The sequence below is a fragment of the Arthrobacter sp. 8AJ genome (assembly GCF_902506025.1).
Classification (GTDB): domain Bacteria; phylum Actinomycetota; class Actinomycetes; order Actinomycetales; family Micrococcaceae; genus Arthrobacter.
Map to the genome: position 1 here is coordinate 1,369,537 of NZ_LR733289.1, position 26,710 is coordinate 1,396,246.

At 67.3% G+C, this 26,710-nt stretch carries 20 protein-coding genes; 14 read left to right on the top strand and 6 right to left on the bottom strand.

What is annotated here, in order from left to right:
• Window positions 1-139 precede the first annotated feature (139 nt).
• Window positions 140-1,135, bottom strand: coding sequence for a type I pantothenate kinase (gene coaA, locus BACI349Y_RS06435; RefSeq protein WP_201302504.1), 996 nt, complete (start codon window positions 1,133-1,135; stop codon window positions 140-142).
• Window positions 1,136-1,240: 105 nt separating this feature from the next.
• Between coaA and glmS the strand changes: the two genes are divergently transcribed.
• From glmS to BACI349Y_RS06475, 8 genes are all read left to right on the top strand, one after another.
• Entirely contained in the window at window positions 1,241-3,133 is a 1,893-nt protein-coding gene (gene glmS / locus BACI349Y_RS06440; RefSeq protein ID WP_159631404.1) for a glutamine--fructose-6-phosphate transaminase (isomerizing), read from the top strand.
• A 242-nt stretch (window positions 3,134-3,375) separates the two neighbouring features.
• Complete coding sequence (locus BACI349Y_RS06445) at window positions 3,376-3,723, top strand: holo-ACP synthase (protein ID WP_159631405.1); 348 nt, start codon at window positions 3,376-3,378, stop codon at window positions 3,721-3,723.
• A 15-nt stretch (window positions 3,724-3,738) separates the two neighbouring features.
• On the top strand, window positions 3,739-5,322 hold the full coding sequence (locus BACI349Y_RS06450; RefSeq protein ID WP_159631406.1) for an NAD(P)H-hydrate epimerase: 1,584 nt from the start codon (window positions 3,739-3,741) through the stop codon (window positions 5,320-5,322).
• Between the two features lie 69 nt (window positions 5,323-5,391).
• Window positions 5,392-7,650 (top strand): glycogen debranching protein GlgX, encoded by a 2,259-nt coding sequence (glgX, locus tag BACI349Y_RS06455; protein WP_159631407.1) that lies wholly within the window; start codon window positions 5,392-5,394, stop codon window positions 7,648-7,650.
• The gene (gene treY / locus BACI349Y_RS06460; protein WP_159631408.1) at window positions 7,647-9,974 is read left to right on the top strand and encodes a malto-oligosyltrehalose synthase; all 2,328 of its coding nucleotides are present in this window, start codon (window positions 7,647-7,649) and stop codon (window positions 9,972-9,974) included. Before glgX ends, treY begins: the two co-directional genes overlap by 4 nt.
• Window positions 9,971-11,758: a malto-oligosyltrehalose trehalohydrolase gene (gene treZ / locus BACI349Y_RS06465; RefSeq protein ID WP_159631409.1), complete on the top strand. Its 1,788-nt coding sequence runs from the start codon at window positions 9,971-9,973 to the stop codon at window positions 11,756-11,758. The genes treY and treZ overlap by 4 nt, the downstream gene beginning before the upstream one ends.
• A complete protein-coding gene (gene mgrA / locus BACI349Y_RS06470; RefSeq protein WP_159631410.1) occupies window positions 11,755-12,795 on the top strand; it encodes an L-glyceraldehyde 3-phosphate reductase in 1,041 nt (346 codons plus the stop codon). The genes treZ and mgrA overlap by 4 nt, the downstream gene beginning before the upstream one ends.
• A gap of 162 nt (window positions 12,796-12,957) precedes the next feature.
• On the top strand, window positions 12,958-14,043 hold the full coding sequence (locus tag BACI349Y_RS06475; RefSeq protein ID WP_141159814.1) for an inositol-3-phosphate synthase: 1,086 nt from the start codon (window positions 12,958-12,960) through the stop codon (window positions 14,041-14,043).
• A gap of 206 nt (window positions 14,044-14,249) precedes the next feature.
• On the opposite strand, the gene BACI349Y_RS06480 is transcribed toward BACI349Y_RS06475, so the two are convergent.
• The 4 genes from BACI349Y_RS06480 to BACI349Y_RS06495 all read right to left on the bottom strand — a co-directional run bounded on the left by BACI349Y_RS06480 (window position 14,250) and on the right by BACI349Y_RS06495 (window position 19,916).
• Window positions 14,250-14,930: an endonuclease domain-containing protein gene (locus tag BACI349Y_RS06480; RefSeq protein WP_236560751.1), complete on the bottom strand. Its 681-nt coding sequence runs from the start codon at window positions 14,928-14,930 to the stop codon at window positions 14,250-14,252.
• 437 nt (window positions 14,931-15,367) lie between these two features.
• Window positions 15,368-17,044 (bottom strand): formate--tetrahydrofolate ligase, encoded by a 1,677-nt coding sequence (locus BACI349Y_RS06485; protein ID WP_159631412.1) that lies wholly within the window; start codon window positions 17,042-17,044, stop codon window positions 15,368-15,370.
• 117 nt (window positions 17,045-17,161) lie between these two features.
• Window positions 17,162-18,427: a D-inositol-3-phosphate glycosyltransferase gene (gene mshA / locus BACI349Y_RS06490; RefSeq protein ID WP_159631413.1), complete on the bottom strand. Its 1,266-nt coding sequence runs from the start codon at window positions 18,425-18,427 to the stop codon at window positions 17,162-17,164.
• Between the two features lie 76 nt (window positions 18,428-18,503).
• Complete coding sequence (locus BACI349Y_RS06495) at window positions 18,504-19,916, bottom strand: family 4 glycosyl hydrolase (protein WP_159631414.1); 1,413 nt, start codon at window positions 19,914-19,916, stop codon at window positions 18,504-18,506.
• Between the two features lie 91 nt (window positions 19,917-20,007).
• Between BACI349Y_RS06495 and BACI349Y_RS06500 the strand changes: the two genes are divergently transcribed.
• Genes BACI349Y_RS06500 through tsaD form a run of 6 tightly spaced genes read left to right on the top strand, consistent with a single transcriptional unit; the run spans window position 20,008 to window position 25,246 of the window.
• On the top strand, window positions 20,008-21,099 hold the full coding sequence (locus BACI349Y_RS06500) for a carbohydrate kinase family protein (RefSeq protein ID WP_159631415.1): 1,092 nt from the start codon (window positions 20,008-20,010) through the stop codon (window positions 21,097-21,099).
• A 56-nt stretch (window positions 21,100-21,155) separates the two neighbouring features.
• Entirely contained in the window at window positions 21,156-22,394 is a 1,239-nt protein-coding gene (alr, locus tag BACI349Y_RS06505) for an alanine racemase (protein WP_159631416.1), read from the top strand.
• Window positions 22,391-22,978, top strand: a complete 588-nt coding sequence (gene tsaE, locus BACI349Y_RS06510) for a tRNA (adenosine(37)-N6)-threonylcarbamoyltransferase complex ATPase subunit type 1 TsaE (protein ID WP_159631417.1) — start codon at window positions 22,391-22,393, stop codon at window positions 22,976-22,978. Before alr ends, tsaE begins: the two co-directional genes overlap by 4 nt.
• Complete coding sequence (gene tsaB, locus BACI349Y_RS06515) at window positions 22,972-23,643, top strand: tRNA (adenosine(37)-N6)-threonylcarbamoyltransferase complex dimerization subunit type 1 TsaB (protein WP_159631418.1); 672 nt, start codon at window positions 22,972-22,974, stop codon at window positions 23,641-23,643. Before tsaE ends, tsaB begins: the two co-directional genes overlap by 7 nt.
• Window positions 23,644-23,687: 44 nt before the next feature.
• Window positions 23,688-24,158, top strand: coding sequence for a ribosomal protein S18-alanine N-acetyltransferase (rimI, locus tag BACI349Y_RS06520; RefSeq protein ID WP_159635306.1), 471 nt, complete (start codon window positions 23,688-23,690; stop codon window positions 24,156-24,158).
• The gene (gene tsaD / locus BACI349Y_RS06525; RefSeq protein ID WP_159631419.1) at window positions 24,155-25,246 is read left to right on the top strand and encodes a tRNA (adenosine(37)-N6)-threonylcarbamoyltransferase complex transferase subunit TsaD; all 1,092 of its coding nucleotides are present in this window, start codon (window positions 24,155-24,157) and stop codon (window positions 25,244-25,246) included. The genes rimI and tsaD overlap by 4 nt, the downstream gene beginning before the upstream one ends.
• A gap of 89 nt (window positions 25,247-25,335) precedes the next feature.
• Here the strand turns inward: tsaD and BACI349Y_RS06530 are convergent, their stop codons facing one another.
• Window positions 25,336-26,487, bottom strand: coding sequence for a glutamate--cysteine ligase (locus BACI349Y_RS06530; RefSeq protein WP_159631420.1), 1,152 nt, complete (start codon window positions 26,485-26,487; stop codon window positions 25,336-25,338).
• Window positions 26,488-26,710: the final 223 nt, after the last annotated feature.

A 26,710-nucleotide genomic window follows, 5' to 3' on the forward strand; every position in this document is an offset into this window, starting at 1 on the left:
GGGGCAGCGGACGACGACGGCGCCGCCGCCTTGGGTGCCTCCGGTGTGCAGGCGGCCAGGACGGTCAGCCCGGCCCCCGCCGCGAGGAAGCGCGTGAAGCTGCGCCGGCTGGCGGACCCGCATTGGTAGCACACCTGTGCTACACCTTCCGGAGCAGCATGCGGCGGATGGAGTGGTCCGCCTCTTTGGTCAGCACCAGCTGGGCCCGGCCGCGGGTGGGCAGCACGTTCTCCTCCAGGTTGGGCTCGTTGATCCGCTTCCAGATGTCCCGGGCGGTGTTCTCCGCCTCTTCATCAGACAGCGTGGCGTAGCGGTGGAAGTAGGACTCCGGCTGCGCGAACGCGGTGCTGCGCAGCTTCCGGAACCGGTCCACGTACCACTCCTCGATGTAGGAGGTCTTGGCGTCCACGTAGATAGAGAAGTCAAAGAAATCACTCAGGGCCAAACCCTGGCGGCCGTCATGCCGGGGGCGGGCAGGCGCCAGTACGTTCAGGCCCTCAACGATCAGCACATCCGGGCGGCGGACCACCACTTCCTTGCCGGGCACAATGTCGTACGTGACGTGGGAGTACCAGGGCGCGCGCACTTCCTCGGCGCCGCCCTTGATTTCACTCACGAAGCGCAGGAGCGCCCGCCGGTCATAGGACTCCGGGAAACCCTTCCGGTCCAGCAGTTGACGGCGTTTGAGCTCGGCCAACGGGTACAGGAACCCGTCGGTGGTGATGAGCTCCACGTTGGGGGTGCCCGGCCAGCGGCGAAGCATCTCCCGCAGCACGCGGGCGATGGTGGACTTGCCCACGGCAACAGAGCCGGCGACGCCGATCACGAACGGGGTGCGCTGGGTCTGCTCGCCCAGGAACGTGGTGGTAGCCGCGTGCAGCTGACCGGCAGCCTCCACGTACAGGTGCAGGAGCCGTGAGAGCGGCAGGTAGACATCCCTGACTTCCTTGATGTCCAGGGGGTCGCCAAGCCCGCGAAGGCGCAGCACATCCTCTTCATTAAGGGGCTGTTCCATCTGGGCTGCGAGCCGGGACCAGGTATGCCTGTCCAGCTCCACGAACGGCGAGGCACCTTCCCCGTTCGCTTCGTTGCGTTGCGAAGTCACGCTAAAGATTCTGCCCCGCTCCCGGCCCATCGCGAAATGACGCCCCTGCTCAGTGCGGCGGCACGCGTCGCGGAGGGGCCGCCCGAGAGCCTCCCGGTTTAGAGCAAGGGGCACGCTGCCGATAGTCTTGTGCCTATGTGTGGAATCGTGGGTTACGTAGGCCGTTCGGTTGACGGTGCAATTAATGGTCACAGTGCGTTGGATGTTGTCCTGGAGGGGCTGCGGCGTCTGGAGTACCGCGGTTATGACTCTGCCGGCGTGGCTGTGGTGTCCCAGGGGGCTATCGAGTCGCGGAAGAAGTCCGGGAAGCTGAGCAACCTGATTGGTGAGCTGGAGGCCCGGCCGTTGCCGGAGACCCTGACCGGTATTGGCCACACGCGGTGGGCGACGCACGGTGGTCCGACGGACCGCAACGCGCACCCGCACCTGGCTGACGGCGGCAAGCTCGCCGTGATCCACAACGGCATCATCGAAAACTTCGCCGAGCTCAAGCTCGAGCTGCTGGAAAAGGGCGTGACGTTCCTGTCCGAGACGGACACGGAGGTCGCCGCCGCGCTGCTGGCCGACATCCTCCGCAACCAACTGGGCGGGGACACCGCCAACGGCGGCCTGACCAAGGCCATGGAGCTGGCGTGCCAGCGCCTTGAGGGTGCCTTCACGCTGCTGGCCGTGCACGCGGACCAGCCCGACGTCGTCGTGGCCGCCCGCCGTAACTCACCGCTGGTGGTGGGCCTGGGCGAGGGGGAAAACTTCCTGGGTTCGGACGTGTCCGGGTTCATCGATTACACCCGCCGCGCGGTGGAGCTGGGCCAGGACCAGATCGTCACGATCACCGCCGACACCGTCACGATCACCGATTTCTTTGGCAACCCGGCCCAGGGCAAGGAATACCACGTGGACTGGGATCCGGCGTCGGCGGAAAAGGGTGGGTTCTCCTCGTTCATGGAGAAGGAAATCCATGACCAGCCCGACGCCGTCGCGCAGACCCTGCTGGGCCGGTCGGACCTGGACGGCAAGCTGACCCTGGATGAGCTGCGGATCGACCCGGAGCTGCTGAAGCAGGTCAACAAGATCATCGTGCTGGCCTGCGGTACCGCCGCGTACGCGGGCACGGTGGCGAAGTACGCGATCGAGAACTGGTGCCGGATCCCCACCGAGGTGGAGCTCGCGCACGAGTTCCGTTACCGGGACCCGATCCTGGACGAGAAGACCCTGGTGGTCTCCATCTCCCAGTCCGGGGAGACCATGGACACCCTGATGGCTGTCCGGTACGCCCGGGAACAGGGTGCGAAGACCATCTCGATCTGCAACACCAACGGCTCCACCATCCCGCGTGAATCCGACGCCGTGCTCTACACGCACGCGGGCCCGGAGATCGCGGTGGCCTCCACCAAGGCGTTCCTGGCCCAGATCACGGCCGCGTACCTGCTGGGCCTGTACCTGGCGCAGCTGCGCGGGAACATCTTCTCGGGCCAGATCAAGGACGTCCTGGCGGACCTGAACAAGATCCCCGCGAAGATCCAGACCATCCTGGACAACGCCGGCCCGCTGCGCGAACTGGCCCGGTCGATGGCCAACGAGAAGTCCGTGCTGTTTCTGGGCCGCCACGTGGGCTACCCCGTGGCCCTCGAAGGCGCTTTGAAGCTCAAGGAAATCGCGTACATCCACGCCGAAGGCTTCGCCGCCGGTGAGCTCAAGCACGGCCCCATCGCGCTGATCGATGAAGGCCAGCCCGTGTTCGTGGTGGTCCCGTCCCCGCGCGGGCGTGACTCGCTGCACGCCAAGGTGGTCTCCAACATCCAGGAAGTCCGCGCCCGCGGCGCCCGCACCCTGGTCATCGCCGAAGAAGGCGACGAAGCCGTGAAGGCCTACGCCGAGTACGTCTTCTACGTCCCCGAGACCCCCACCCTGCTGATGCCCCTGCTGACTACCGTCCCGTTGCAGATCTTCGCCGCGGAACTCGCCGCAGCCAAGGGCTACGACGTGGACCAGCCCCGCAACCTCGCCAAGAGCGTCACCGTCGAATAAGCGGAATATCGCAGGACGGCAGAAGCCCCGGGCCCCACGGCCCGGGGCTTCTGCTTTAACGCCCGCGTGCCGAGCGGGTTTGCGTAACTTTTGGCCCACCCCGGCCACCGAAGCCCCGGGATGTCAGGGTGCGCTTCGCCGGGTCAGCCTGAAAGTCACGCTTTTCCGCTGATGGCGGACAGCCCGGATGACCCGCGTGCGCGCCCGCTTCCCGCAGGGAGCCTCACCGTAGAATGACACCCATGATCGTTGGCATTGGGGTAGACGTAGTAGACATCGAGCGGTTCGGCCGCCAGCTGGAACGGACACCGGGCCTGAGGGACCGCTTGTTCGTGCCCGCGGAACGTGAGCTGAACACCCGCTCCCTGGCCGCCCGGTTCGCCGCCAAGGAAGCGGTGGCCAAGGTCCTCGGCGCGCCCGCCGGCATGAACTGGCAGGACTGCTGGATCGGCCTCGACCGGAACGGGCCCACCGTCCAGGTGAAGGGCACCGTCCTTGCGGTAGCCGAGGCCAAGGGCGTCAAGCGCTGGCACCTGTCCATCAGCCACGACGGCGGCATCGCCACCGCCACGGTGCTGGCCGAGGGCTGACCAGGCCTCCGCCGCATGATCAGCGCCTACACCGGAACGCAGGTCCGGGCCGCCGAGGAACCCCTCCTGGCTGCCGGCAAGGGGGACGTGCTCATGCAGCGCGCCGCACACGGGCTGGCCGGCGCCGTCGTCAATGAACTCAAGTCCCGCGGCAGCCGCCTGAACGGCTCGCGGGTGGTGGTGCTGGCAGGCAAGGGCAACAACGGCGGCGACGGCCTGTTCGCCGGCGCCTTCCTGGCCGCCCGTGGAATGCGTACGACGGCGGTGCTCACCGGGGACGCGGCCCATCCGGCCGGACTGGCCGCCTTCGAGCGCGCGGGCGGCCGGGTGCAGCGGCTCACCGAAGAGTCACTTCCCGGACTGTCCGCCGAATCCGCACGCGCCGACGTCGTGATCGATGCGGTGCTGGGGACCGGGGCCAAGGGCGGGCTGCGGGGGAGTGCCGCGGACCTGGTCCAGGCTCTCGCCGGCGCACACCTCCGCGGACTTGTGGTGGCCTGCGACCTTCCCAGCGGCGTGGACGCGGACACCGGCGAGGCTACCGGGCCTGTCCTGCCGGCCGACCTGACCGTCACGTTCGGGGGAGCGAAAAACGGCCTGCTGGCCGACCCTGGGGCCGACTTCGCCGGCCGCGTGGTGGTTGTGCCCATCGGGATTGAGGAGCACCTGCCGGAACCATCCCTGCGCCGGCTCGAGGACGCCGAGCTGGCCCGAATCCTGCCGCACCCCGCCCGGCGCGCCCAGAAGTACTCCCGCGGCGTCCTGGGCGTAGTGGCCGGATCCGAGGACTACCCCGGCGCTGCGGTCCTCGCCTGCCGGGGAGCACTGGCCGCAGGAGTGGGCATGGTCCGGTACCTCGGTCCGCCGTCCGTGGCCAACCTGGTCCGCCGGTCCTGTCCCGAAGTTGTCTGCAGCACCGGAACCGTTGCAGAGAACCGCGTGCAGGCCTGGCTGGTGGGCTCCGGGATGGGCCCGCACGACCATGAACAGCTGACCCGCGCCCGGGACGCCATTGCATCGGACCTTCCGGTGGTGGCCGATGCCGGCGCGCTGCCCGCCCTGCCTGCCATGCTCGCGCCGCACGTGGTGCTGACCCCGCACGCCGGTGAGTTGGCATCCCTGTTCCAGCGCCTGGGCCACGGGGAGGATAGGGAAGCCGTGGAAGCAGGCACGCTTGCCGCAGTCCGCCAGGCGGCTGTTCGCACAGGGGCCACCGTCCTGCTCAAGGGCGCCACCACGCTCGTGGCCGCGCCTTGGGGCACCACCTTCAGCCAGGCGGACGGCACGCCCTGGCTCGCCACCGCCGGCAGCGGGGACGTCCTGGCCGGCGTCATCGGTGCGTTGCTCGCCCAGGCCGGGCCCGACGTCGGGCGCTTCAGCGAGGTGGGCATCAAAGGGGACAGCCGCTGGGCTGCCATTGCCGCGCTGGGTGCCGCGTTGCACGGCCGGGCCGGGAGGGCTGCGTCGGAGGCGGCGTCCGGCGGGCCGATCGCCGCTGGCGGAATTGCAGATGCCCTACCCGAAACCTGGGGTAAAGTCAGCATGCTTAGTAACTATGAAGCCTGGAAACGTAATAGTCACAGCCAACCACTACGGTAGGCATTAGTTCGCACCAGCAGCAGGGGCGTTCCAATGCCGTCTGCTGCTGACCAAATAATGAGGAGCACGATGGAAGTCTGGCCTGGAACTGCCTACCCGCTGGGAGCTACCTTTGACGGCACCGGCACCAATTTCGCCCTGTTCAGCGAACGGGCGGAGCGGGTCGAACTCTGCCTCCTGGCCGATGACTTGACCGAAACCAAGATCGAGCTGACCGAAGTGGACGGCTATGTGTGGCACTGCTACCTGCCCCACATCCAGCCCGGCCAGAAGTACGGCTACCGGGTGCACGGGCCGTACGACCCCGCCGCCGGCAACCGCTTCAACCCGAACAAGCTGCTGATGGACCCCTACGCCAAGGCCATCCAGGGCCAGATCGATTGGGACCCCGCGCTGTTCTCCTACGAATTCGGCGACCCCGACTCCCGCAACGACGCCGATTCCGCGCCGCACACCATGCACGGCGTGGTCATCAACCCGTTCTTCGAATGGGACGGCGACCGCCAGCTGAAGATCCCGTACCACGAATCGGTGATTTACGAAGCCCACGTCAAGGGCCTCACCGAGCTCCACCCTGAGATCCCCGAAGAGCAGCGCGGCACCTACGCTGGCGTATCGCACCCCGCGGTCATTGACCACATGAAGAAGCTCGGCGTCACCGCCATCGAGCTCATGCCCGTTCACCAGTTCGTCAACGACGGCACCCTGGAAGAGAAGGGCCTCAACAACTACTGGGGCTACAACACCATCGGCTTCTTCGCGCCGCAGAACACGTACAGCTCCACGGGCGATGTGGGGCACCAGGTCCAGGAATTCAAGGCCATGGTCCGCGACCTGCACCGCGCCGGCATCGAAGTGATCCTCGACGTCGTCTACAACCACACGGCCGAAGGCAACCACCTCGGCCCCACGCTGTCCTTCAAGGGCATCGACAACCAGGCCTACTACCGCTTGGTGGACAACGACCTCAAGCACTACATGGACTACACCGGCACCGGCAACTCGCTGAACGTGCGCCACCCGCACTCCCTGCAGCTGCTCATGGATTCCCTCCGCTACTGGGTCACCGAGATGCACGTGGATGGCTTCCGCTTCGACCTCGCCTCCACCCTGGCCCGCGAGTTCTACGACGTGGATAAGCTCTCCACCTTCTTCGAACTCATCCAGCAGGACCCGGTAGTTTCCCAGGTCAAACTGATCGCCGAGCCGTGGGACGTTGGCCCCGGCGGCTACCAGGTGGGCAACTTCCCGCCGCAGTGGACCGAATGGAACGGCAAGTACCGCGACACCGTCCGTGACTTCTGGCGCGGCGAACCCTCCACCCTGGGCGAGTTCGCGTCCCGCCTGACCGGCTCCGCGGACCTGTACGAAAGCTCCGCCCGGCGCCCGGTGGCCTCCATCAACTTCGTCACCGCCCACGACGGCTTCACCATGCGGGACCTGGTCTCCTACAACGAGAAGCACAACGAGGCCAACGGCGAAGGCAACAACGACGGCGAATCGCACAACCGGTCCTGGAACTGTGGCGTGGAGGGAGACACCGACGACGAGAAGGTGCTGACCCTGCGTGCCCGCCAGCAGCGGAACTTCATCGCCACGCTCCTGCTCTCCCAGGGTGTCCCCATGCTGCTCCACGGCGACGAACTCGGCCGTACCCAGCAGGGCAACAACAACACCTACTGCCAGGACTCCGAGCTCAGCTGGGTGCACTGGGAAGCCATGGACCAGCCGCTGGTGGAGTTCACCGCATTCGTCAACAAGCTCCGGCACGACCACCCCACCTTCCGCCGCAGCCGCTTCTTCGACGGCCGCCCCGTGCGCCGCGGCGAAGGCGAGAAGCTGCCGGACATCGTCTGGCTCAAGACCGACGGCACCGAGATGCTGCCGGAGGACTGGGGGAGCGGCTTTGGCCGGACCATCGGCGTGTTCTACAACGGCGACGGCATCCAGGAACAGGACTCACGCGGCCGCCGGATCACCGACGACAGCTTCCTCATGGCCTTCAACGCCCACGATGATGAGGTGGACTTCTGCGTTCCGTCCGACGAGTACTCGCAGTACTGGGAAGTCCTGATTGACACTGCCGCCCAGGCCGACGCCTACGAACCGCTCAAGGCCGGTGCCACTTTGACGCTGGACGCGAAGTCCATGGTGGTCCTGCGCGCCTACTCCGGCCCCGAAGCCGAAGTGGATACGTCCGCGGCAGCGTCCCTGGCCTCCATGGCCGAGCACGAGGAGGCCCAGGAGGAGATGGCGGAGGCCCAGACCAAGGCCGCGGAAGCGAGCGAGGCGAGGGCAACGGGCGCTGACAAGAAAGCTAAAGCATGAGGACTCCGGTCTCCACATACCGTTTGCAGATCCGCAGCAGCTTCACCCTGTTCGACGCCGCCGACAAGGTTCCGTACCTGAAGGACCTCGGCGTGGACTGGGTGTACCTGTCGCCCGTCCTCACCGCGGAGAAGGGCTCGGACCACGGCTACGACGTGACCGACCCTTCCGCGGTGGACCCGGACCGCGGTGGCCCGGAAGGCCTGCTGGCCCTCTCCAAGGCTGCGCGCGAGCACGGAATGGGCGTCCTGGTGGACATCGTGCCCAACCACGTGGGCGTTGCCACCCCGGCGCAGAACCCGTGGTGGTGGTCCCTGCTCAAGGAAGGCCGCGGGTCGCCGTACGCTGAAGCGTTCGACGTCGACTGGGACCTTGGCGGCGGAAAGGTACGGCTGCCGATGCTGGGCTCGGACTCCGACCTGGACAAACTCGAGGTCAAGGACGGTGAACTGCGCTACTACGACCACCGGTTCCCGCTGGCCGAGGGCACGTACAGCGAGGGTGACTCCCCGCAGGACGTCCACAGCCGCCAGCACTACCAGCTCATGGACTGGCGCCGGGCCGATGCCGAGCTGAACTACCGGCGCTTCTTTGCGGTCACCACCCTCGCCGGCATCCGGGTGGAAGAGCCGTCGGTCTTCGAGAAGGCCCACGCCGAGGTGGGCCGCTGGTTCACCGAAGGCCTGGTGGATGGGCTCCGCGTGGACCATCCGGACGGTCTGGCTGACCCCGCGGGCTACCTCCGCTGGCTCAAGGACCTCAGTGGCGGCGCGTACGTTCTGGTGGAGAAAATCCTCGAACCGGGCGAAGTGCTGCCTCAGGACTTTGCCTGCGAAGGGACCACCGGCTACGACGCCCTGGCGGACGTGGACCGGGTCTTCGTGGACCCTGCCGGGCAGCAGGCCCTGGATGCCCTTGACGCATCCCTGCGGGGAACGTCCGGGCCCGCCGATTACGCGGAGATGATCCGCGGCACCAAGCGCATGATCGCCGACGGCATCCTGCGCTCCGAGGTGCTGCGCCTTGCCCGGCTGGTCCCCGAGTCCCACGGCATCACCGTGGACCAGGCGGCCGACGCCATTGCCGAGATCATCGCGTCCTTCCCGGTCTACCGGTCCTACCTGCCGGTGGGAGCGGACGTCCTCAAGGAAGCCTGCGAGTCCGCCGCGGCGCACCGGCCGGACCTGGAAGTGGCGGTGGGAACCCTCCTGCCGTTGCTGCTGGACCCCGCCAATCCCATCGCCGTCCGCTTCCAGCAGACCTCCGGCATGGTCATGGCCAAGGGCGTGGAAGATACCGCGTTCTACCGCTACACACGCCTGGGCACGCTGACCGAGGTGGGTGCCGAGCCCACCGAGTTCGCTGTGGCGCCCGAGGAATTCCACCGGCGGATGCAGCGGCGCGAGCAGGAGTTGCCGCTGTCCATGACCACCCTGTCCACCCACGACACCAAGCGCAGCGAGGATGCCCGGGCGCGGATCTCGGTTATCGCCGAACTGCCGCAGGAATGGGCGGAAACACTGGAGACGCTCCGCGGACTGGCGCCGATTCCGGACGGTCCGTACGAGAACCTGCTGTGGCAGGCAATCGTTGGTGCGTGGCCGGCAAGCCGGGAGCGGCTGCAGGGCTATGCGGAAAAGGCGGCCAGGGAGGCCGGCAACTCCACTAAGTGGACCGAGCCCAACGAGGATTTCGAGGCCAAGGTCAAGGCTGCCGTAGATGCGGTCTTCGACGACGCCACGGTGGCCAAGGTGGTTGTGGACTTCGTGGCCCGCATCGACGCCTACTCGGCTACCAACTCGGTGTCCGCCAAGCTGGTCCAGCTGACCATGCCGGGCGTGCCGGACGTCTACCAGGGCAGTGAGTACTGGGAACGGTCACTCACGGACCCGGACAACCGCCGCCCCGTAGACTTCGCCGCACGGCAGGCAGAGCTGGCAAAGCTCGACGCCGGCGCCTTGCCGGACGCGGGCACAGAGGCCAGCAAGCTGCTGGTCACCTCGCGGGCACTGCGCCTGCGCCGCGCCCGTCCGGAATTGTTCCAGGGCTACACTCCGGTGTCGGCCACCGGCGCGGCGGCCGGGCACCTGCTCGCGTTCACCCGCGGAACCGATGCGACCCCCGGTGCGCTGACGCTTGCCACCCGGCTCCCCGCCGGACTGGAGGCTGCCGGCGGGTGGCGGGACACCGCCGTCGACCTTTCCACTGCCATGCGTGACGAACTGACCGGAGCCAGCTTCGGCCCGGGCCAGGTTTCGGTGGCAGAGGTGCTGGGTACCTACCCCGTGGCCCTGCTGGTACCTGTGGATGGAGAAAAGGCATGACCCTGGTCAACGTAGGACCCGAGCGTTTCGACGTGTGGGCCCCGGACGTTTCCTCGGTGGTATTGCTGGCCGACGGCCGGCAATATCCCATGCGGAAGAAGGATACGGCGCCTGGCTCCGAAGGGTGGTGGACTGCCCCTGACGCCCCGGCCGACGGGGACGTGGACTACGGCTACCTGCTGGACGGGGACACCACTCCTGTTCCGGACCCCCGGTCCCGCCGGATCCCTTCCGGCGTGCATGAACAGTCCCGGACCTACGATCCTGCGGCCTATGTGTGGCGGGACTCCGGCTGGCGCGGCAAGGACCTGCAGGGTGCCGTCATCTACGAACTGCACGTGGGCACCTTCACGCCTGAAGGAACCCTCGACGCCGCCGTGGAGAAGCTGGGCTACCTGGCGGACCTGGGCATCGATTTCGTGGAACTGCTGCCGGTCAACGGCTTCAACGGCACCCACAACTGGGGCTACGACGGTGTCCAGTGGTACGCCGTGCACGAAGGCTACGGCGGTCCTGCTGCGTACCAGCGGTTCGTTGATGCCGCGCACGCTGCAGGACTGGGCGTCATCCAGGACGTGGTGTACAACCACCTGGGACCCAGCGGCAACTACCTCCCCAAGTTCGGCCCGTACCTGAAACAGGGCGACGCCAACACCTGGGGCGACTCGGTGAATCTGGACGGCCCCGGCTCGGACGTTGTCCGCGAGTACATCCTGGACAACGCAGCCCTGTGGCTGCGCGACTACCACGTGGACGGGCTCCGCCTGGACGCCGTGCACGCGCTGCGGGACGAGCGGGCCGTGCACATCCTGGAGGACCTCGGGGCCCTCGGCGACGCCATTTCGGCCGAAACCGGGCTGCCCAAGACCCTCATCGCGGAATCGGACCTCAACAACCCGCGCCTGATCTACCCCCGGGATGCCAACGGGTACGGCCTGGCCGGCCAGTGGAGCGACGACTTCCACCACGCCGTCCACGTCAACGTCAGCGGCGAAACCACCGGCTACTACTCGGACTTCGACTCCCTGGCCGTGCTGGCCAAGGTCCTCAAGGACGGGTTCCTCCACGACGGCAGCTATTCCAGCTTCCGCGGCCGGCACCACGGACGCCCCATCAACGGCTCGCTGGTGCACCCCGCGGCGCTGGTGGTCTGCAACCAGAACCACGACCAAATCGGCAACCGGGCCACGGGGGACAGGCTCTCCCAGTCACTGTCCTACGGGCAACTTGCCGTCGCCGCAGTTCTCACGCTGACCTCGCCGTTCACGCCCATGCTGTTCATGGGCGAGGAATACGGGGCCTCCACACCGTGGCAGTTCTTCACCTCGCACCCCGAACCGGAGCTCGGAAAGGCCACCGCGGAAGGGCGCATCAGGGAATTCGAGCGCATGGGGTGGGATCCCGCCGTCGTGCCCGATCCCCAGGATCCGGAAACCTTCCGCCGGTCCAAGCTGGACTTGGCCGAGGCTTCCACGGGCGACCATGCGCGGCTCCTGGACCTGTACCGGTCCTTGACGGCGCTGCGCCGTTCCCATCCGGACCTGGCCGGGCTTGGCTTTGACGGCACCGACGTTTCGTTCGACGACGACGCCGGGTGGCTGCGGTTCCGGCGCGGCCCCGTCGAGGTGCTGGTGAACTTCTCCGACGCCAAGGTCCGGCTGGGCGGTTCCGGCAGCGTCCTGCTGGCCACGGACGACGGAACCGGGCTGGACGGCGGGGCACTCGCCATGGCGCCCTGGAGTGCCGCGATCATCGCAACCCAACAGGAAGGACAGAACGCATGACCTATTCAGCAGCGGACAACCGCTATGAAACCATGCCCTACCGCCGGGTGGGCCGCAGCGGGCTCAAGCTCCCGGCCATCTCCCTGGGCCTGTGGCACAATTTCGGCGACGACAAGCGCTTCGAGGAACAGCGGGACATCCTCCGCCGCGCCTTCGACCTGGGCGTCAACCACTTCGACCTCGCGAATAACTACGGTCCTCCGGACGGATCCGCGGAAACGAACTTCGGCCGGCACCTGCGGGACGACTTCAGGCCATACCGTGACGAGCTGGTCATCTCCACCAAGGCCGGCTACTACATGTGGCCCGGCCCGTACGGAGAATGGGGCTCCCGCAAGTACCTGATCTCCAGCCTGGACCAGTCGTTGCAGCGGATGGGCCTGGACTACGTAGACATCTTCTACAGCCACCGCCCGGACCCCGAGACGCCCATGGAGGAAACCATGGGCGCCCTGGACTACGCTGTCCGGTCTGGCAAGGCACTGTACGCGGGAATCTCCTCCTACACCCCCGAACAAACCCTCGAGGCCGCCCGGATCCTCAAGGAACTCGGCACGCCGCTGCTGATCCACCAGCCCAGCTACTCCATGCTCAACCGCTGGACCGAGGACGGCTCGCCCAACCTGTACGAGGTGCTGGACCAGGTGGGCGCCGGGTCCATCGCCTTCTCGCCCCTGGCGCAGGGGATGCTCACGGACCGCTACCTCCACGGCATCCCGGAAGACTCCCGGGCAGCCAAGGCACGCTTCCTCTCCGAGGACTCCATCACGGAGGAGAAACTGGACCGGGTCCGCGGACTGAGGAAGATCGCCGAGCGCCGCGGGCAGTCCCTGGCCCAGATGGCCATCGCCTGGATCCTGCGCGACCAGCCCAAGGGTTCTCCCGTCACCTCGGCCCTGGTTGGCGCCTCAAGTGTGCGGCAGCTGGAGGACACTTTGTCCGCCATCAACAACCTCAGCTTCACTGATGAGGAGCTCACGGCGATCGATGAATTCGCCGTGGAATCGGACATCAACCTCTGGAAGCAGAACGCCTAAGGAGCTTGTTTTCATTACACAGCGGGACCGGCGGAACAACTGCCGGTCCCGCTGTGTTGGGTAGTATGAAAAGGCGCCGCGCGGCGCCAAGCCAGCCGGCCGCCGTCGTCCATTCCTCGGAGGCCAACCAGGCCGGCTGACGTTTGTCCCCAAAGGAGTTCTGTGTCTTCACATCCCATTCGTGTTGCAATCGTTGGCGTGGGAAACTGCGCCGCCTCGCTGGTGCAGGGCGTCCACTACTACAAGGATGCCGACCCGGCAGAAACCATCCCGGGCCTGATGCACGTTGAGTTCGGCCAGTACCACGTGGGTGACGTCGAGTTCGTCGCCGCGTTCGACGTGGACGGCAAGAAGGTCGGCGTTGACCTTTCCGATGCCATCCTGGCCAGCGAAAACAACACCATCAAGATCGCCGATGTTCCGCCGACCGGTGTCACGGTCCAGCGCGGCCACACCCTGGACGGCCTGGGCAAGTACTACCTCGAGACCATCGAGCAGTCCACCGAAGAGCCCGTGGACGTGGTCCAGGCCCTCAAGGACGCCAAGGCTGACGTCCTGGTCTGCTACCTGCCCGTTGGTTCCCAGCAGGCTGCCGAGTTCTACGCCCAGGCTGCGATCGACGCCGGCGTAGCGTTCGTCAACGCCCTGCCCGTGTTCATTGCCGGCACCAAGGAATGGGCTGACAAGTTCACCGCCGCCGGTGTTCCGATCGTCGGCGACGACATCAAGAGCCAGATCGGTGCAACCATCACGCACCGCGTCATGGCCAAGCTGTTCGAAGACCGCGGCGTGACCCTGGACCGCACCTACCAGCTGAACGTCGGCGGCAACATGGACTTCAAGAACATGCTGGAGCGTGACCGCCTGGAGTCCAAGAAGATCTCCAAGACCCAGGCCGTGACCTCCAACGTGGAAGCCGAGCTGGCTGCCAAGGACGTACACATCGGCCCGTCCGATTACGTCCAGTGGCTTGATGACCGCAAGTGGGCGTTCGTGCGCCTTGAAGGCCGGAACTTCGGCGACGCCCCGGTGTCCCTGGAGTACAAGCTGGAGGTCTGGGATTCGCCGAACTCCGCCGGCGTGATCATCGATGCGATCCGTGCCGCCAAGATCGGCCTGGACCGCGGCATCGGTGGCCCGCTGCTCTCGGCGTCCAGCTACTTCATGAAGTCCCCCCCGGAGCAGTTCAACGACGACCTCGCCCGCGAGAAAGTCGAAGCCTTCATCCGCGGCGACCTGGAGCGCTAAACCGTCTTTTCCCGGTGCCCGGACGCTCCCTCACCCTTGCCGGGTGGGGGAGCGTCCTGCGTTAACACGCGCCATCACTTCCGGCCAGCTTTTCCGGGACGCGCCACCACTTCCTGCCTATTCTCCCGAAGCGCGCCATCACTATTTGTCCCCTGAGGAGCGTAAACCCCGCGGCCGCGTTTTTGGAGCCGGTGGTGGTGTTTTGGTCACCCGTTTCCGGCAAAACCGGCCGAGTAGGAATGGTCAATCCACGCCGTGCGAAGGTGCCGTTTGATTGCCGCTATAGCTCGTTGAAAACCGTCCGTGGCATCGTCCTTGGTGAATACCAGAACCGTCCACCCAGCTGATTCGAAGGCTTTGTCGCGCCGTCGATCACTCAGTCGCTGAGCCTCAAGAAGATGGTGACCGCCGTCGTACTGGACTGCAAGGCGCCGGTGACGGTAGCCCAGGTCGGCAGTAGGGGAAGCTGCATCATTTGGGCGAAGTGCGATCTGCAGGTCAGGTTCTGGCAGGTTCGCGTCAAGCATGGCCAGCCGCAGCATCGATTCCGGTGCCGAATCAGCGCCGACCCGCATCAGCTCCAAAGCTTCCCGGGCACGCACGACCCCCTGAAGATTAGGGTGCCGGCTGACTAAAGCGCTGAGACCCTCCAATGTGTCAAAGGGCTGTGACCTGGCTTCAAACTCCGCTCGAGGGATGCGAATGATTTGGTCTCCAAGGCAGACCAGCTCAGCCAGCGACAGCCGCCGGGCCAAGTCGAGCCAGGTTCGGGAACGGGTACTGATGCGGATACCGTCGACAGTTTCAATTTCGTCAGCACGGGCTATGACCTTATGGGCAACCACACCTTTCCGGCGCACCTGCGGTAAATGCTTCGGTTTGCTCATATGCAGTTCAGTTGAATCCGACAGCCACGCGGGGAGCAATTGACAGTGCAACCGTGCAGCTGTGACGTGTGAAATCCACGCGCCTGGCGAAACTTCGGAGAGGACCCGTGCCGCGGCTTCCAACTCGAAGCTCCAAGTCGACGGGCGGTACAACCGCCTGCTGACGTGGACCACGTCATCCTTCCGCAGCCGATTCGCTGACAAACCGGCAGTCACCGCCGAGTCGTATGTGAACGGGGAGCTTGCCAGGGTCGACGGTAGGTCAGCGCGCTTATGCATGCTGGCATTCTGGCGTAGAAGGCTGGACCACTGCAGGAGTTATCCACAGGAACAGACCTGGACGGTTCCAAGGTGATCGGGCGTTGGTGGATTGGGGGCGGGAGGTGATGGTGATGGGGCGTTGGTGATTTGGGGGCGGAAGGTGATCGGGCGTTGGGCTAGGTGAGGCCGACCGGGTTGCCGTCCGCGTCCACGTCCATGCGCAGCGCAGCCGGGACGGCCGGGAGGCCGGGCATGGTCATGACAGCTCCGGTAAGGGCAACGATGAAGCCCGCACCGGTCTTGGGCAGCAGGTCGCGCACATGGATGGTGAACCCCTTGGGGGCGCCCAGACGGGAGGCATCGTCAGTGAACGAATACTGGGTTTTGGCCATGCACACTGGCATCGAACCCCACCCGTTGCGCTCGATGTCGGCAAGCCGCTTCAGCGCCGGCACGGAGAAGTCCACGCCGTCGGCTCCGTAGATCTCCTGGGCGATGGTGCGGATCTTGTCCTCCACGGACAGCTCCAGGGGATAAAGGTGGCGGAAACTGCTGGGCGCCTCCACCGCCTGCGCAACGAGGGCCGCGAGTTCGTCACCGCCGTCGCCCCCGCCGCCCCGGCCCCACACGTCGGCGACGGCGGCGCGCACGCCCTCGGCTGCGCACCACTTCAGCAGCCAGTCGAGTTCCTCCGGCGCATCGGAGGAGAACTTGTTGATGGCCACCACGGGGGTGACGCCGAACTTCTCCACGTTGTGCACGTGCCGGCGGAGGTTCACCACCCCGGCCTCCAGGGCAGCGACATCCGGGCGGCCCAGCTGGTCCTTGGCCACCCCGCCCTGCATCTTCAGGGCGCGCACCGTTGCCACCACCACGACGGCGGACGGGGCCAGGCCGCCGTACCGCGCCTTGATGTCCATGAACTTCTCAGCGCCCAAATCAGCCCCGAAGCCGGCTTCGGTCACCACGATGTCCGCCAGCCGCCGGGCGGTCTGCGTGGCAATGAGCGAATTGCAGCCGTGGGCGATATTGGCGAAGGGACCGCCGTGGACCAGTGCGGGGGTGCCGGCGATGGTCTGCACCAGGTTGGGCTTGACCGCCTCCTTCAGGAGCAGCGTCAAGGCCCCCTCCACGCCGAGGTCCGCCACCGTCACCGGTGCCCGGTCATAGGTGTAGCCGAACGTGATCCGGCCCAGCCGTGAGCGGAGATCCGCCAAGTCCGTGGCGAGGCAGAAGACAGCCATGATCTCGGAAGCCACGGTGATGTCGAACCCGTCCTGCCGCGGGACGCCCTGCGTCGGTCCGCCCAGTCCGATGACCACCTCCCGCAGGGAGCGGTCGTTCATGTCCAGGACGCGTTTGAACGTCATCCTGCGCGGATCGATGTTCAGCGCATTGCCCTGGTAGATATGGTTGTCCACCAGTGCCATCAGGGCATTGTTGGCCGACGTGATCGCATGGAAATCGCCGGTGAAGTGCAGGTTGATCTCGTCCATGGGCAGCACCTGCGAATAGCCGCCGCCGGTGGCGCCGCCCTTCATGCCAAGCACCGGGCCCAGGGACGGTTCCCGCAGGGCGATCATCACCTTGTGGCCGGCGCGGGCCAGCGAATCCGCCAGCCCCACAGTGGTGGTGGATTTGCCCTCGCCGGCCGGGGTGGGCGACATAGCCGAGACCAGCACCACCTTGCCGTGCGGAGCAGGGGCCGTAAGCCGGGCGGGATCGATTTTCGCCTTGTACCGCCCGTACTGTTCCAGAGCATCGGCATTGACCCCGGCCGCAGCCGCGATGTCCCCGATGGGGCGGATGCGGGCGGCGCGGGCTATTTCCAGATCAGAGGGGAGAGCAGACATCCTTGTCCTTTCCTGCGCAGTCTTTTCCTGCACCGGCCGGCGCCGGAGACCTGCCCCTAAGCTAACAGCACCCGGCTCCAACGGCACCCGATACCAGCAGCGGCCTGCGAAGAACCGTCAGGAAGCCGGAACCACCGGGGCCAGGCGGCGGCCCACAAAGTTGTCGACGGCGGCATGGTAGCTTTCGAGCGTTATGGCGGCAGTGCGCTGCCAGCCGGAGTTCTGGGCACGGATGGCGGCAGCGCGGCCCAGGTCCTCGCGGGTGGCGGGGTCGTCGTAAAGGGATTCCAGGGCATCGGCCCAGTCGGCAGCATGGTGGCCGTCCACCAGGAGCCCGGTCCGGCCGTGGAAGATGGCGCGGGACAGCCCGCCAACCCGGGTGGCCACCACGGGCGTCCCGCAGGCCTGGGCCTCGAGTGCCACGAGCCCGAAGGATTCACTGAAGGAAGGCATCACCACGACGTCGGCCGCACGGAACCAGGAGGCCAGCTCAGGTGCCTTCACCGGCGGGAGCTGCGTGACGACGTCGTCCATTCCTGCCTCCGCCACCAGGCAGCGGAGGTTGAATTCCTTGTTGCCGCTCAACGCACCGAGGATGGTGACGCGCAGGTCAATGTCCGGGCGGCGTTTCCGCAGCAGCGCCGCGGCTTTGACCAGGACCTGGGGGCCTTTCAGGCGCTGGATGCGGCCGGCGAACACCAGGTGGAACGTGTCGGGGCTGACGCCGTGCTCTGCCCTGGACCGTGCCCGGAAGGCGGGGGTGAACGTGGCCAGGTCCACACCCGGTGGCGCGATGTCGATGCGGTCGTAGGTGGCGCCGTAGTGGGACACGAGTTCGGCGGCCTCGGAGCTGGTGTTGGCGATGAGCCTGGCCGCGCCGTCGACGATGCGGTGCTCGCCCAGTTCGCGGCGCCGGGGCTCTGGCTGCTCACCGGACTCCAGCAACAGGTTCTTGACCTTGGCCATGGTGTGCATGGTGTGGACCAACGGAACGCCCCACAGCTCGGACAGCTCCAGCCCCGCTATCCCGGACACCCAGTAGTGGGAATGGATCACGTCGTACCGGCCGTGCGGCTGGCGGCGGCGGATCTGCTCGATTTCCGCAACCATGGCGTGCAGCAGCCCGGGAAGTTCCTCCTTGGGGATCTTCCTGGGCGGCCCGGCCAGGACGTTGTGCACGCACACGCCGGGGTCGGGATGCTCGACGGCGGGCTGGTCGGCTGAGGTGGCCCGCGTGAAGATCTCCACTTCCACGCCTGCCTCGGCCAGTGCCGAGGCCAGCTCGCGGATGTAGACGTTCATTCCGCCGGCATCACCGGAGCCGGGCTGTTCCATGGGGGAGGTGTGGAGGGAAAGCAAAGCGACCCTGCGGATCAGTGCCACGGGACCTCCTTCCGGCCGCCGGCGCGTGTCAGGGGAGCCGGCTCAGTGCGCATCCGATAAAACATTACTCCTTCCCCTAACGCCCGCCGCCCTCCCACATCTTCCCCAAGGCCGGAAACGCCTGCTCATAACCGGCCATCAGCTTCGCGGCCAGGTCCGCCGAATCCACGAGCGGGTGCCGGGTGAACGCCTCGACGGCGGCATCCCGGTTGCCGGTGCCCGCGGCCACGACAACGAGCCGTTCCACCTCCTTGACCTGCCGGAGCAGGCCCAGCTGCGGTTCCGGCGGCTTCTGCTGGGGCAGCGGCACGGCTCCGGCCGGGGTGACGGTGCAGGGGACTTCGACGACGGCGTCCGACGGCAGGCCGGGAATGGCGGGTTGGAGCGGGTCACGGTTGCCGGGGCGTGGCGGGGGTGCCGACGGGGCCTGCAAAGCGTTGACAGTGTTGAGGATCAGTTGGGTATCGCCCCCGCCAGCCAGTGCTTGCATCGCCGCCAGCGCCACCCGTTCGTAGCCACCGCCGGCCAGGTCCTCCTCGTTCCGGCGCTCGCCGTCGTGCCGGGCCTCGGCCAGGTACCCCTCTTCGCGGGAGCGCCGCGCCGCCTCCCACAGCCGGTATGCTTCAGGGCCCGCGGCGGCCAGCCGCGGATACAGCTCCTGCTGCTGGTTGTGGATGGTCTGCCCGCGGGTGCGGGCCATGGCCTGCATTGCCTGCCGGGCCGAATCGCGCTGGTAGTAGTAATACAGGTACTCGTTGGGCAGCATGCCCAACTCCGCCAGGAACGGCTGCGGGAAGAGCCGGCCTTCCTCGAACGACTGCAGCGCCCCGGCGTCAGCAAGCAGGCCGGGCAGCACGTCCCGTCCGCCGGACTCCAGCCGGTACAGCCAGCCCAGGTGGTTCAGCCCGTAGTAGCCCACGCCGTCAAGCCGTCCCTCCGGCAACGGCATACCCGCAGCCCGTGCCGCCCGGTGCACCAGCCCTCCCGCGGAGTCGCAGATCCCGATGACCCGGTTCCCCAGGACAGGGCGCAAGGCCTCGGTGACTATTCCGGCCGGATTGGTGAAGTTGACCAGCCACGCGTCCGGGCAATGCTCACGCATCAGCCGGGCAAGGCCCACCATGTGCGGGATGGTCCGCAAAGCGTAGGAAATCCCGCCGGCCCCGGTGGTTTCCTGGCCCAGCAGCCCGAGGTCCTGTGCCACCTTCTCATCGGCTACACGACCCGCGGTGCCGCCGGGCCGGATGGCGGCGAAGACCATGGAGGAGCCGGCGAGGGCAGCGGAAAGATCTGTGGTGGCATGCACCGGAAGGTGTGCACCCTGGCCTGCCGGCATGCTGCGCAGCACGGCGGTGACGGCATCCAGGCGGGCGGGATCGACGTCGTGCAGCACCAACTCCGTGACCAGCCCGGAAAAGGGCCCGGACACCAACGCCCGGTAGATGAGCGGCACCCGAAAACCCCCGCCGCCGGCAATCAGAAGCCGCATGGATGCAGTCTAGGACCAGCCTCCGACACCGTGTCCATACCGTGTCCAAGGCCCCTATCGGAGCATTGCCGCGCGGCGTATCCTGCGCACTATGGACGCGATGCCAGCCCGCCACTTCGATCCTCTGGCTGCCGTCCGCCCGCCGGGGGAACCCGGATTCGATCTCCTGCTGGCCGGGACCGTTTTCCAGGACATCATCTTCACCGGCCTCCCGCACGGGCCCGAACCTGGCACGGAAATCTGGAGTGACGGCATGGGCAGCTGCCCCGGCGGGGTGGCCAACCAGGCCATCGCCGCTGCAAGGCTGGGCCTGCGCACCGGCCTGGCCGCGGCTTTCGGGGACGACGGATACGGCGACTTCAACTGGAAGATCCTCTCCGGCCAGGAGCACGTTGACCTCAGCCTCTCCCGCCGCGTCCCGGGCTGGCACTCGCCGGTGACGGTGTCCCTCTGCGTGGACGGCGACCGTTCCCTGGTAACCCACGGACACTCGGCGCCGGTGACAAACTCCGAGCTGATTGGAGACCCGCCCCAGGCGCGCGCCGGCATCGCCGAGGTGGGCCTTGAGGTTGAGCCGTGGGCCCGGGCAGCCCATGCCGCCGGGGTGCGTTTGTTCGGGGACGTGGGGTGGGATCCAAGCGGCGAGTGGGCGCCCGTGCGGCTCGACAACCTGCAGTACTTTTACGCCTTCCTGCCCAACCAGCGCGAGGCCATGGCGTTCACCGGCAAGGACAATCCGTGGAGTGCGCTCTACGCTCTCGCGGACCGGGTACCGGTGGCCGTGGTGACCCTGGGAGCGCAGGGGGCCATGGCCGTTGACTCGGAAACCGGGGAGGAGGAGTGGGTCCCGTCGCTTCCGGTCAAGGCGCACGACCCCACGGGAGCCGGTGACTGCTTCGACGCAGCGTTCATCGTGGGCACCCTGGCCGGTTGGCCGCTGGGGGACAGGCTGCGGTTTGCCAACCTGTGCGCCTCCCTGGCCGTGCAGGAGGTTGGCGGATCCCTGGCCGCCCCTGGCTGGGGGGACATCGCTGACTGGTGGAAGCGCGCCAACGCCCGCCCCGAACGGCAGATGAGCCAATGGCTGCGGCGCTTCGGATTCCTCGCGGACATCATCGAGGACGTGCCGCTGGCGGCCCAGCGCCGGGCGGCGGCCACCATCGCGCACCTGTCGGACGCCTGAGGAGCGCCGGACGCCCCGATTATTCGGCGCGAAGTGCCCGCACTAGAATCAGTTAGGTGACCTACCCCGCAACAACCGGTGAATTCAGCGCTGCCTCCGGGCCGGACCCCCGCCATGAGCGGTCCGCAGTGATCGACCTGGAGGCCATCCGGCACAACGTCCGCCGGCTTGCCGCCGCTGCTTCCCCCGCGAAAGTCATGGCCGTGGTCAAGGCCGATGCGTACGGGCACGGCGCGGTCCCCGTGGCCCGTGCAGCCCTGCAGGCCGGCGCGTCCTGGCTGGGCGTGGCGCACATTTCCGAGGCCCTCGCGCTCCGCGCCGCCGGCATCGACGCGCCCCTCCTCGCCTGGCTGCACACCACCGACAGCAACTTCGGCGCCGCCGTGGCTGCCGGCGTCGACATCGGCTGCTCGGGCTGGGAGCTGGAACGAATCGTGGCCGCCGCCCGCGAACAGGAACGTCCCGCACGGGTGCACCTCAAGGTGGACACCGGGCTGGGCCGCAACGGCGCAACGCCCGAGGCATGGGACCGCCTGGTGGGGGAGGCCGTGGAGTACCAGGACCAGGGGCTGCTGCGCGTGGTGGGCATCTTCTCGCACCTGGCCGTGGCTGATGAGCCGGAGCGGCCCGAGACGGACCAGCAAGTGGCCGCATTCCGGGAGGCCCTGGCCATTGCCGAGGACGCGGGCGTGGATCCTGAGGTCCGGCACCTTGCCAACACCCCCGCCACCCTTTCCCGGCCCGATACCCACTTCGACATGGTCCGTGTGGGCCTGGGCATCTACGGGCTTTCGCCATTCGACGGGCAGACGTCCGCGGAGTTGGGCCTCCGCCCCGCCATGACGCTGCGCACCCTGGTGTCGCAGTGCAAAGAGGTGCCCGAGGGGCAGGGCGTCTCCTACGGGCTGCATTACCGCACCAGGACGGCGAGCACCCTGGCGCTGATTCCGCTGGGCTATGCCGACGGCGTCCCGCGCGTTGCCACCGGCGGCCCCGTCCGCGTGGCCGGGAAAACCTACCCCGTAGTAGGGCGGATCGCCATGGACCAGATGGTCATCGACCTGGGTCCGGAGGCATCGGGCGCCACGTTGCAGGGCGCGGAGGCGGAGCTGTTCGGTAACGGGGCCGACGGCGGACCCACGGTTGACGACTGGGCACGCGCCGCCGGGACCATCAACTACGAGGTGGTGACCAGGATCAGTCCCCGTGTTCCCCGCCGCTTCATCAACGAAGACGAGCGCGCGGAAGCCGGCCACACCCTGGCGGGCGTCCCCGGCAAGGCGGGAGCGGCATGAGCACGCCCGAAGAACTGCCCGCCAACTGGGAAAAGACCTTCACGGCGACGACGGCGGAACAGACGCACGCTTTCGGCGCACGCCTGGCGGAGGTACTGCAGGCCGGGGACCTGCTGGTGCTGTCCGGCGAGTTGGGTGCCGGGAAAACCACCTTCACCCAGGGCCTGGGCGAAGGCCTGGGTGTCCGCCCGGGCATCATCTCTCCGACGTTCGTCCTGGTCCGGATCCATCCCAACCTGCCGGACGGCCCGCGTCCGGGCGGTCCGGACCTGGTGCACGTGGACGCCTACCGGCTGGGCTCGGCGGCGGAGATTGATGACATCGACCTCGAAAACACCATGGATTCATCGGTGACGGTGGTGGAGTGGGGACATGAGCGCGTGGAGCACCTGAGCGACAGCCGGCTGGAGATCGACCTGCACCGTGCGATCGGCCTGGGCGGCGCTGCGGCGTCCACCTCCTCAAGCCTGGATTTCGACGCCGAAGACACCGACGAGCCCCGGACCATCGTCATGCGCGGCTACGGTCCCCGCTGGGCGAACTTTCCTGAACTGGCTGGACCCGACGGGGGAGCGGCATGCTGATCCTCGCCATTGACACCTCGGCCGTGGCCAGCGCTGCGCTGGTCACCGATGATGCCCCGGAAAGCGTGCTTGCCAGCTTCGCTACGGAGGACACCCGCAGCCACGCTGAGGTGCTTGCGCCCGGAATCGACGCCATGCTGGAGTCGGCGGGCGTGGCCGGGCAGGACGTCGACGCCCTGGTGGTGGGCGTTGGCCCGGGCCCGTTTACCGGGCTGCGCTCCGGCATTGCCACCGCCCGCACGCTGGCCTTCGTGTGGGGCAAGCCGCTGCATGGCCTGGTGAGTCTGGACGCGATGGCCCTGGAAGTTGCGGAGTCCACCGCAGCCGCTTCCGAGTTCCTGGTGGTGACGGACGCCCGCCGCAAAGAGGTCTACTGGGCCCGGTACAGCCTGGATGACGGCCAGCTGCCCGTGCTGGAGGACGGCCCCCACGTCGGGTTCGCGTCTGCCCTCCCGGACCTGCCTGCGTTCGGCGCCGGCGCGGGCCTCTACGCCGGGGTGCTTCAGGCCCACCCGGATTTCGCCGCGGAGCAGCCGGACGCCCTGTACTTAGGCCAGTTCGCCCTGGCGCGGCTGGCGGCAGGAGACACCCTGTTGGACTCCACCCCCCTGTACCTGCGGGAATCCGACGCGCAGGTCCCCGGACCACGGAAGCGGGCATTGTGAGCAGCACCCCGGACCCACGCGCGGCGGACGTCACCGTCCGCAACATGACGCTGGACGATGTGCCTGCCGTCGGCGCACTGGAACACAGGCTCTTCCCCATTGACGCGTGGCCCGTGCAGATGTTCCTGGACGAACTCTCGCAGCCGGAGACCCGCCGCTACCTGGTGGCGGAGACCAGCGGAGGCATCGTGGGCTACGCCGGCCTGATGTGCATTGAACCCATCGCGGACGTCCAGACCATCGCCGTCGTCCCTGAGCACGAGGGGCGGGGCATTGGCAGCACCCTGCTCACGCAGCTGATCGACGAAGCCCGGCACCGCGGCGCCGCTGACGTCCTGCTTGAGGTCCGCGCCGACAACCCGCGGGCACAGCAGCTCTATGTGCGGTTTGGATTCGAACAGATCCACGTCCGCCCCCGCTACTACCGCGACGGCGTGGACGCCCTCATCATGCGGCTCCAGCTGCCCGCGGCACACCCTGAAGGACACGAAGCAACGGAAGCAGGCCAGGCATGAACCGTACGCAGCCCCTGGTACTGGGCATCGAATCATCCTGCGACGAAACCGGCGTCGGCCTGGTCCGCGGAACCACCCTCCTGACCAACACGGTCTCTTCCTCCATGGACGAGCACGTCCGCTTCGGCGGCGTCATCCCTGAGATCGCCTCCCGCGCCCACCTGGACGCCTTTGTTCCCACCCTCGAACAGGCCTTGGCCGACGCCGGCGTGACCCTGGACCAGGTGGACGCGATCGCCGTCACCTCCGGGCCCGGGCTTGCCGGCGCGCTGATGGTGGGTGTGTGTGCTGCCAAGGCGCTTGCCGTGGCCACCGGAAAGCCGCTGTACGCCATCAACCACCTGGTGGCGCATGTTGGCGTGGGGCTCCTGGACGACCGCGCCACGGGCCGCAGGCAGGAGCTGCCGGAGAACCTCGGCGCCCTGCTGGTCTCCGGGGGCCACACCGAAATCCTGCGGATCAACAGCATCACCAGCGACGTGGAGCTCCTGGGCTCCACGATCGACGACGCCGCGGGCGAGGCCTACGACAAAGTGGCCCGCATCCTGGGCCTCGGCTACCCCGGCGGACCCGCCATCGACAAAATGGCCCGCACCGGCAACCCCAAGGCCATCCGCTTCCCCCGCGGCCTGACCCAGCCCAAATACATGGGCACAGCCGACGAACCCGGCCCGCACCGGTACGACTGGTCCTTCAGCGGCCTGAAGACGGCCGTGGCCCGCTGCGTGGAGCAGTTCGAGGCCCGCGGCGAAGAGATCCCGGTGGCCGACATCGCGGCAGCGTTCCAGGAAGCAGTGGTGGACGTAATCTCCTCCAAGGCGGTCCTGGCCTGCCGCGAGCAGGGCATCAAGGACGTTCTGCTGGGCGGGGGAGTGGCGGCCAACTCACGGCTGCGCGAACTGACCGGGCAGCGCTGCGCCTCCGCCGGCATCCGCCTGCACGTTCCGCCGCTGGACCTGTGCACGGACAACGGCGCCATGGTGGCCGCGCTCGGCGCCCAGCTGGTGATGGCCGGCACCGACCCCAGTGGCATCGGATTCGCCCCGGACTCCTCGATGCCCGTCACCTCGGTGTCGCTCCCGGCCTGACACCCGGCAAACCCTGCGACGCCCCATCAGATATGGCTCCTAAACCGCCGGTTTAGGAGCCATATCTGATGGGGCAAGTAAAGGGGTGGTCAGGCGGTGGGGCCGTTGCGCATCTGCTTGACCAGGTCCAGCACCACAGCCTGCAGGTTTCCGCCGTTCTCCGCAGCCACCCGGCGCTGGCGCTGGTATCCGGCGCCGCGGCGGATGATCTTCTCGACGTCGGCCAGCTCGTCGGAGCAGCGCAGCTTGGCGGCAACCGGTTCAAGCCGGTTCAGGGTCTCCAGCAGGTGGTCGGTGACCAGCTGCTCCTTGCCCGCGGCGTCGAGGATGATGATGGCGTCCAGGCCGTACCGCGCAGCGCGCCACTTGTTCTCCTGGACGTGCCACGGCGGCATGGTGGGGATGGTGCCTCCGTTGTCCAGGGTGGTGGAGAACTCGTCCACCAGGCACTGGGTGAGCGCCGCAATGGCCCCCACTTCCTCCAGGGTGGCCAGGCCGTCACAGATCCGCATCTCGATGGTGCCCAGGGCGGGCACCGGCCGGATGTCCCACCGGATTTCCGAGATGGTGTCGATGACGCCCGTGGTGAACATGTCCTGGACGTAGGACTCGTATTCCTCCCAGGACTTGAACTGGAAGGGCAGCCCCGCGGTAGGAAGCTGCTGGAACATCAGGGCCCGCTGCGACGCGTACCCGGTGTCCTCGCCGCCCCAAAACGGGCTGGACGCGGAAAGCGCCTGGAAGTGCGGGAAGTAGTTGACCAGGCCGTCCAGGACGGGGAGGGCTTTGTCCCGGCGGTCCAGCCCCACGTGGACATGGACGCCATAGATGACCATCTGCCGGCCCCACCATTGGGTCCGGTCAATGAGCTTGGCGTAGCGTGCCTTGTCCGTCACCGGCTGCAGCTGCGGAGGGCTGAACGGGTGGCTGCCGGCGCAGAACAGCTCCACGTTCATGGGATCGGTGATTTCACGGACGGCCGCGACGGACCGGCTGAGGTCCTCCTTGGCCTCGGCTGCCGTTTCGCAGATCCCGGTGACCAGTTCCACCGTATTGAGCAGCAGTTCCTGCTTGATGTGCGGATGTTCGTCGTCTTCGTTGAGTTCGGGGTGGCGGGACGCCACGCCGCGGAGCACCTGGTTGGCCACGGAAGCGAGCTCGCCCGTCTTCCCGTCCACCAGTGCCAGCTCCCACTCAACACCGAGGGTGGATTGCCTCGATGACGCGAAGTCGATCTTCACACGTTTCCTTACTGTCCGGTTTGCCGCTGGCTGATGCCGCTCACAGGCTGCAGCCGGCAGGCGAACGGATGGTTCAAGTCTAGTGCAGGGGTAGCATCGTACTGATGGCACCGTTCTCCCTGCGTCACAGTCCTGCCAAATCCTTCCCCCTCCTCCTGGCCCTGTCCGCAATGGCGCTGGCCTCCTGTTCAGCCGCCCCAAGCGCCGCGCCGCCCCCATCCTC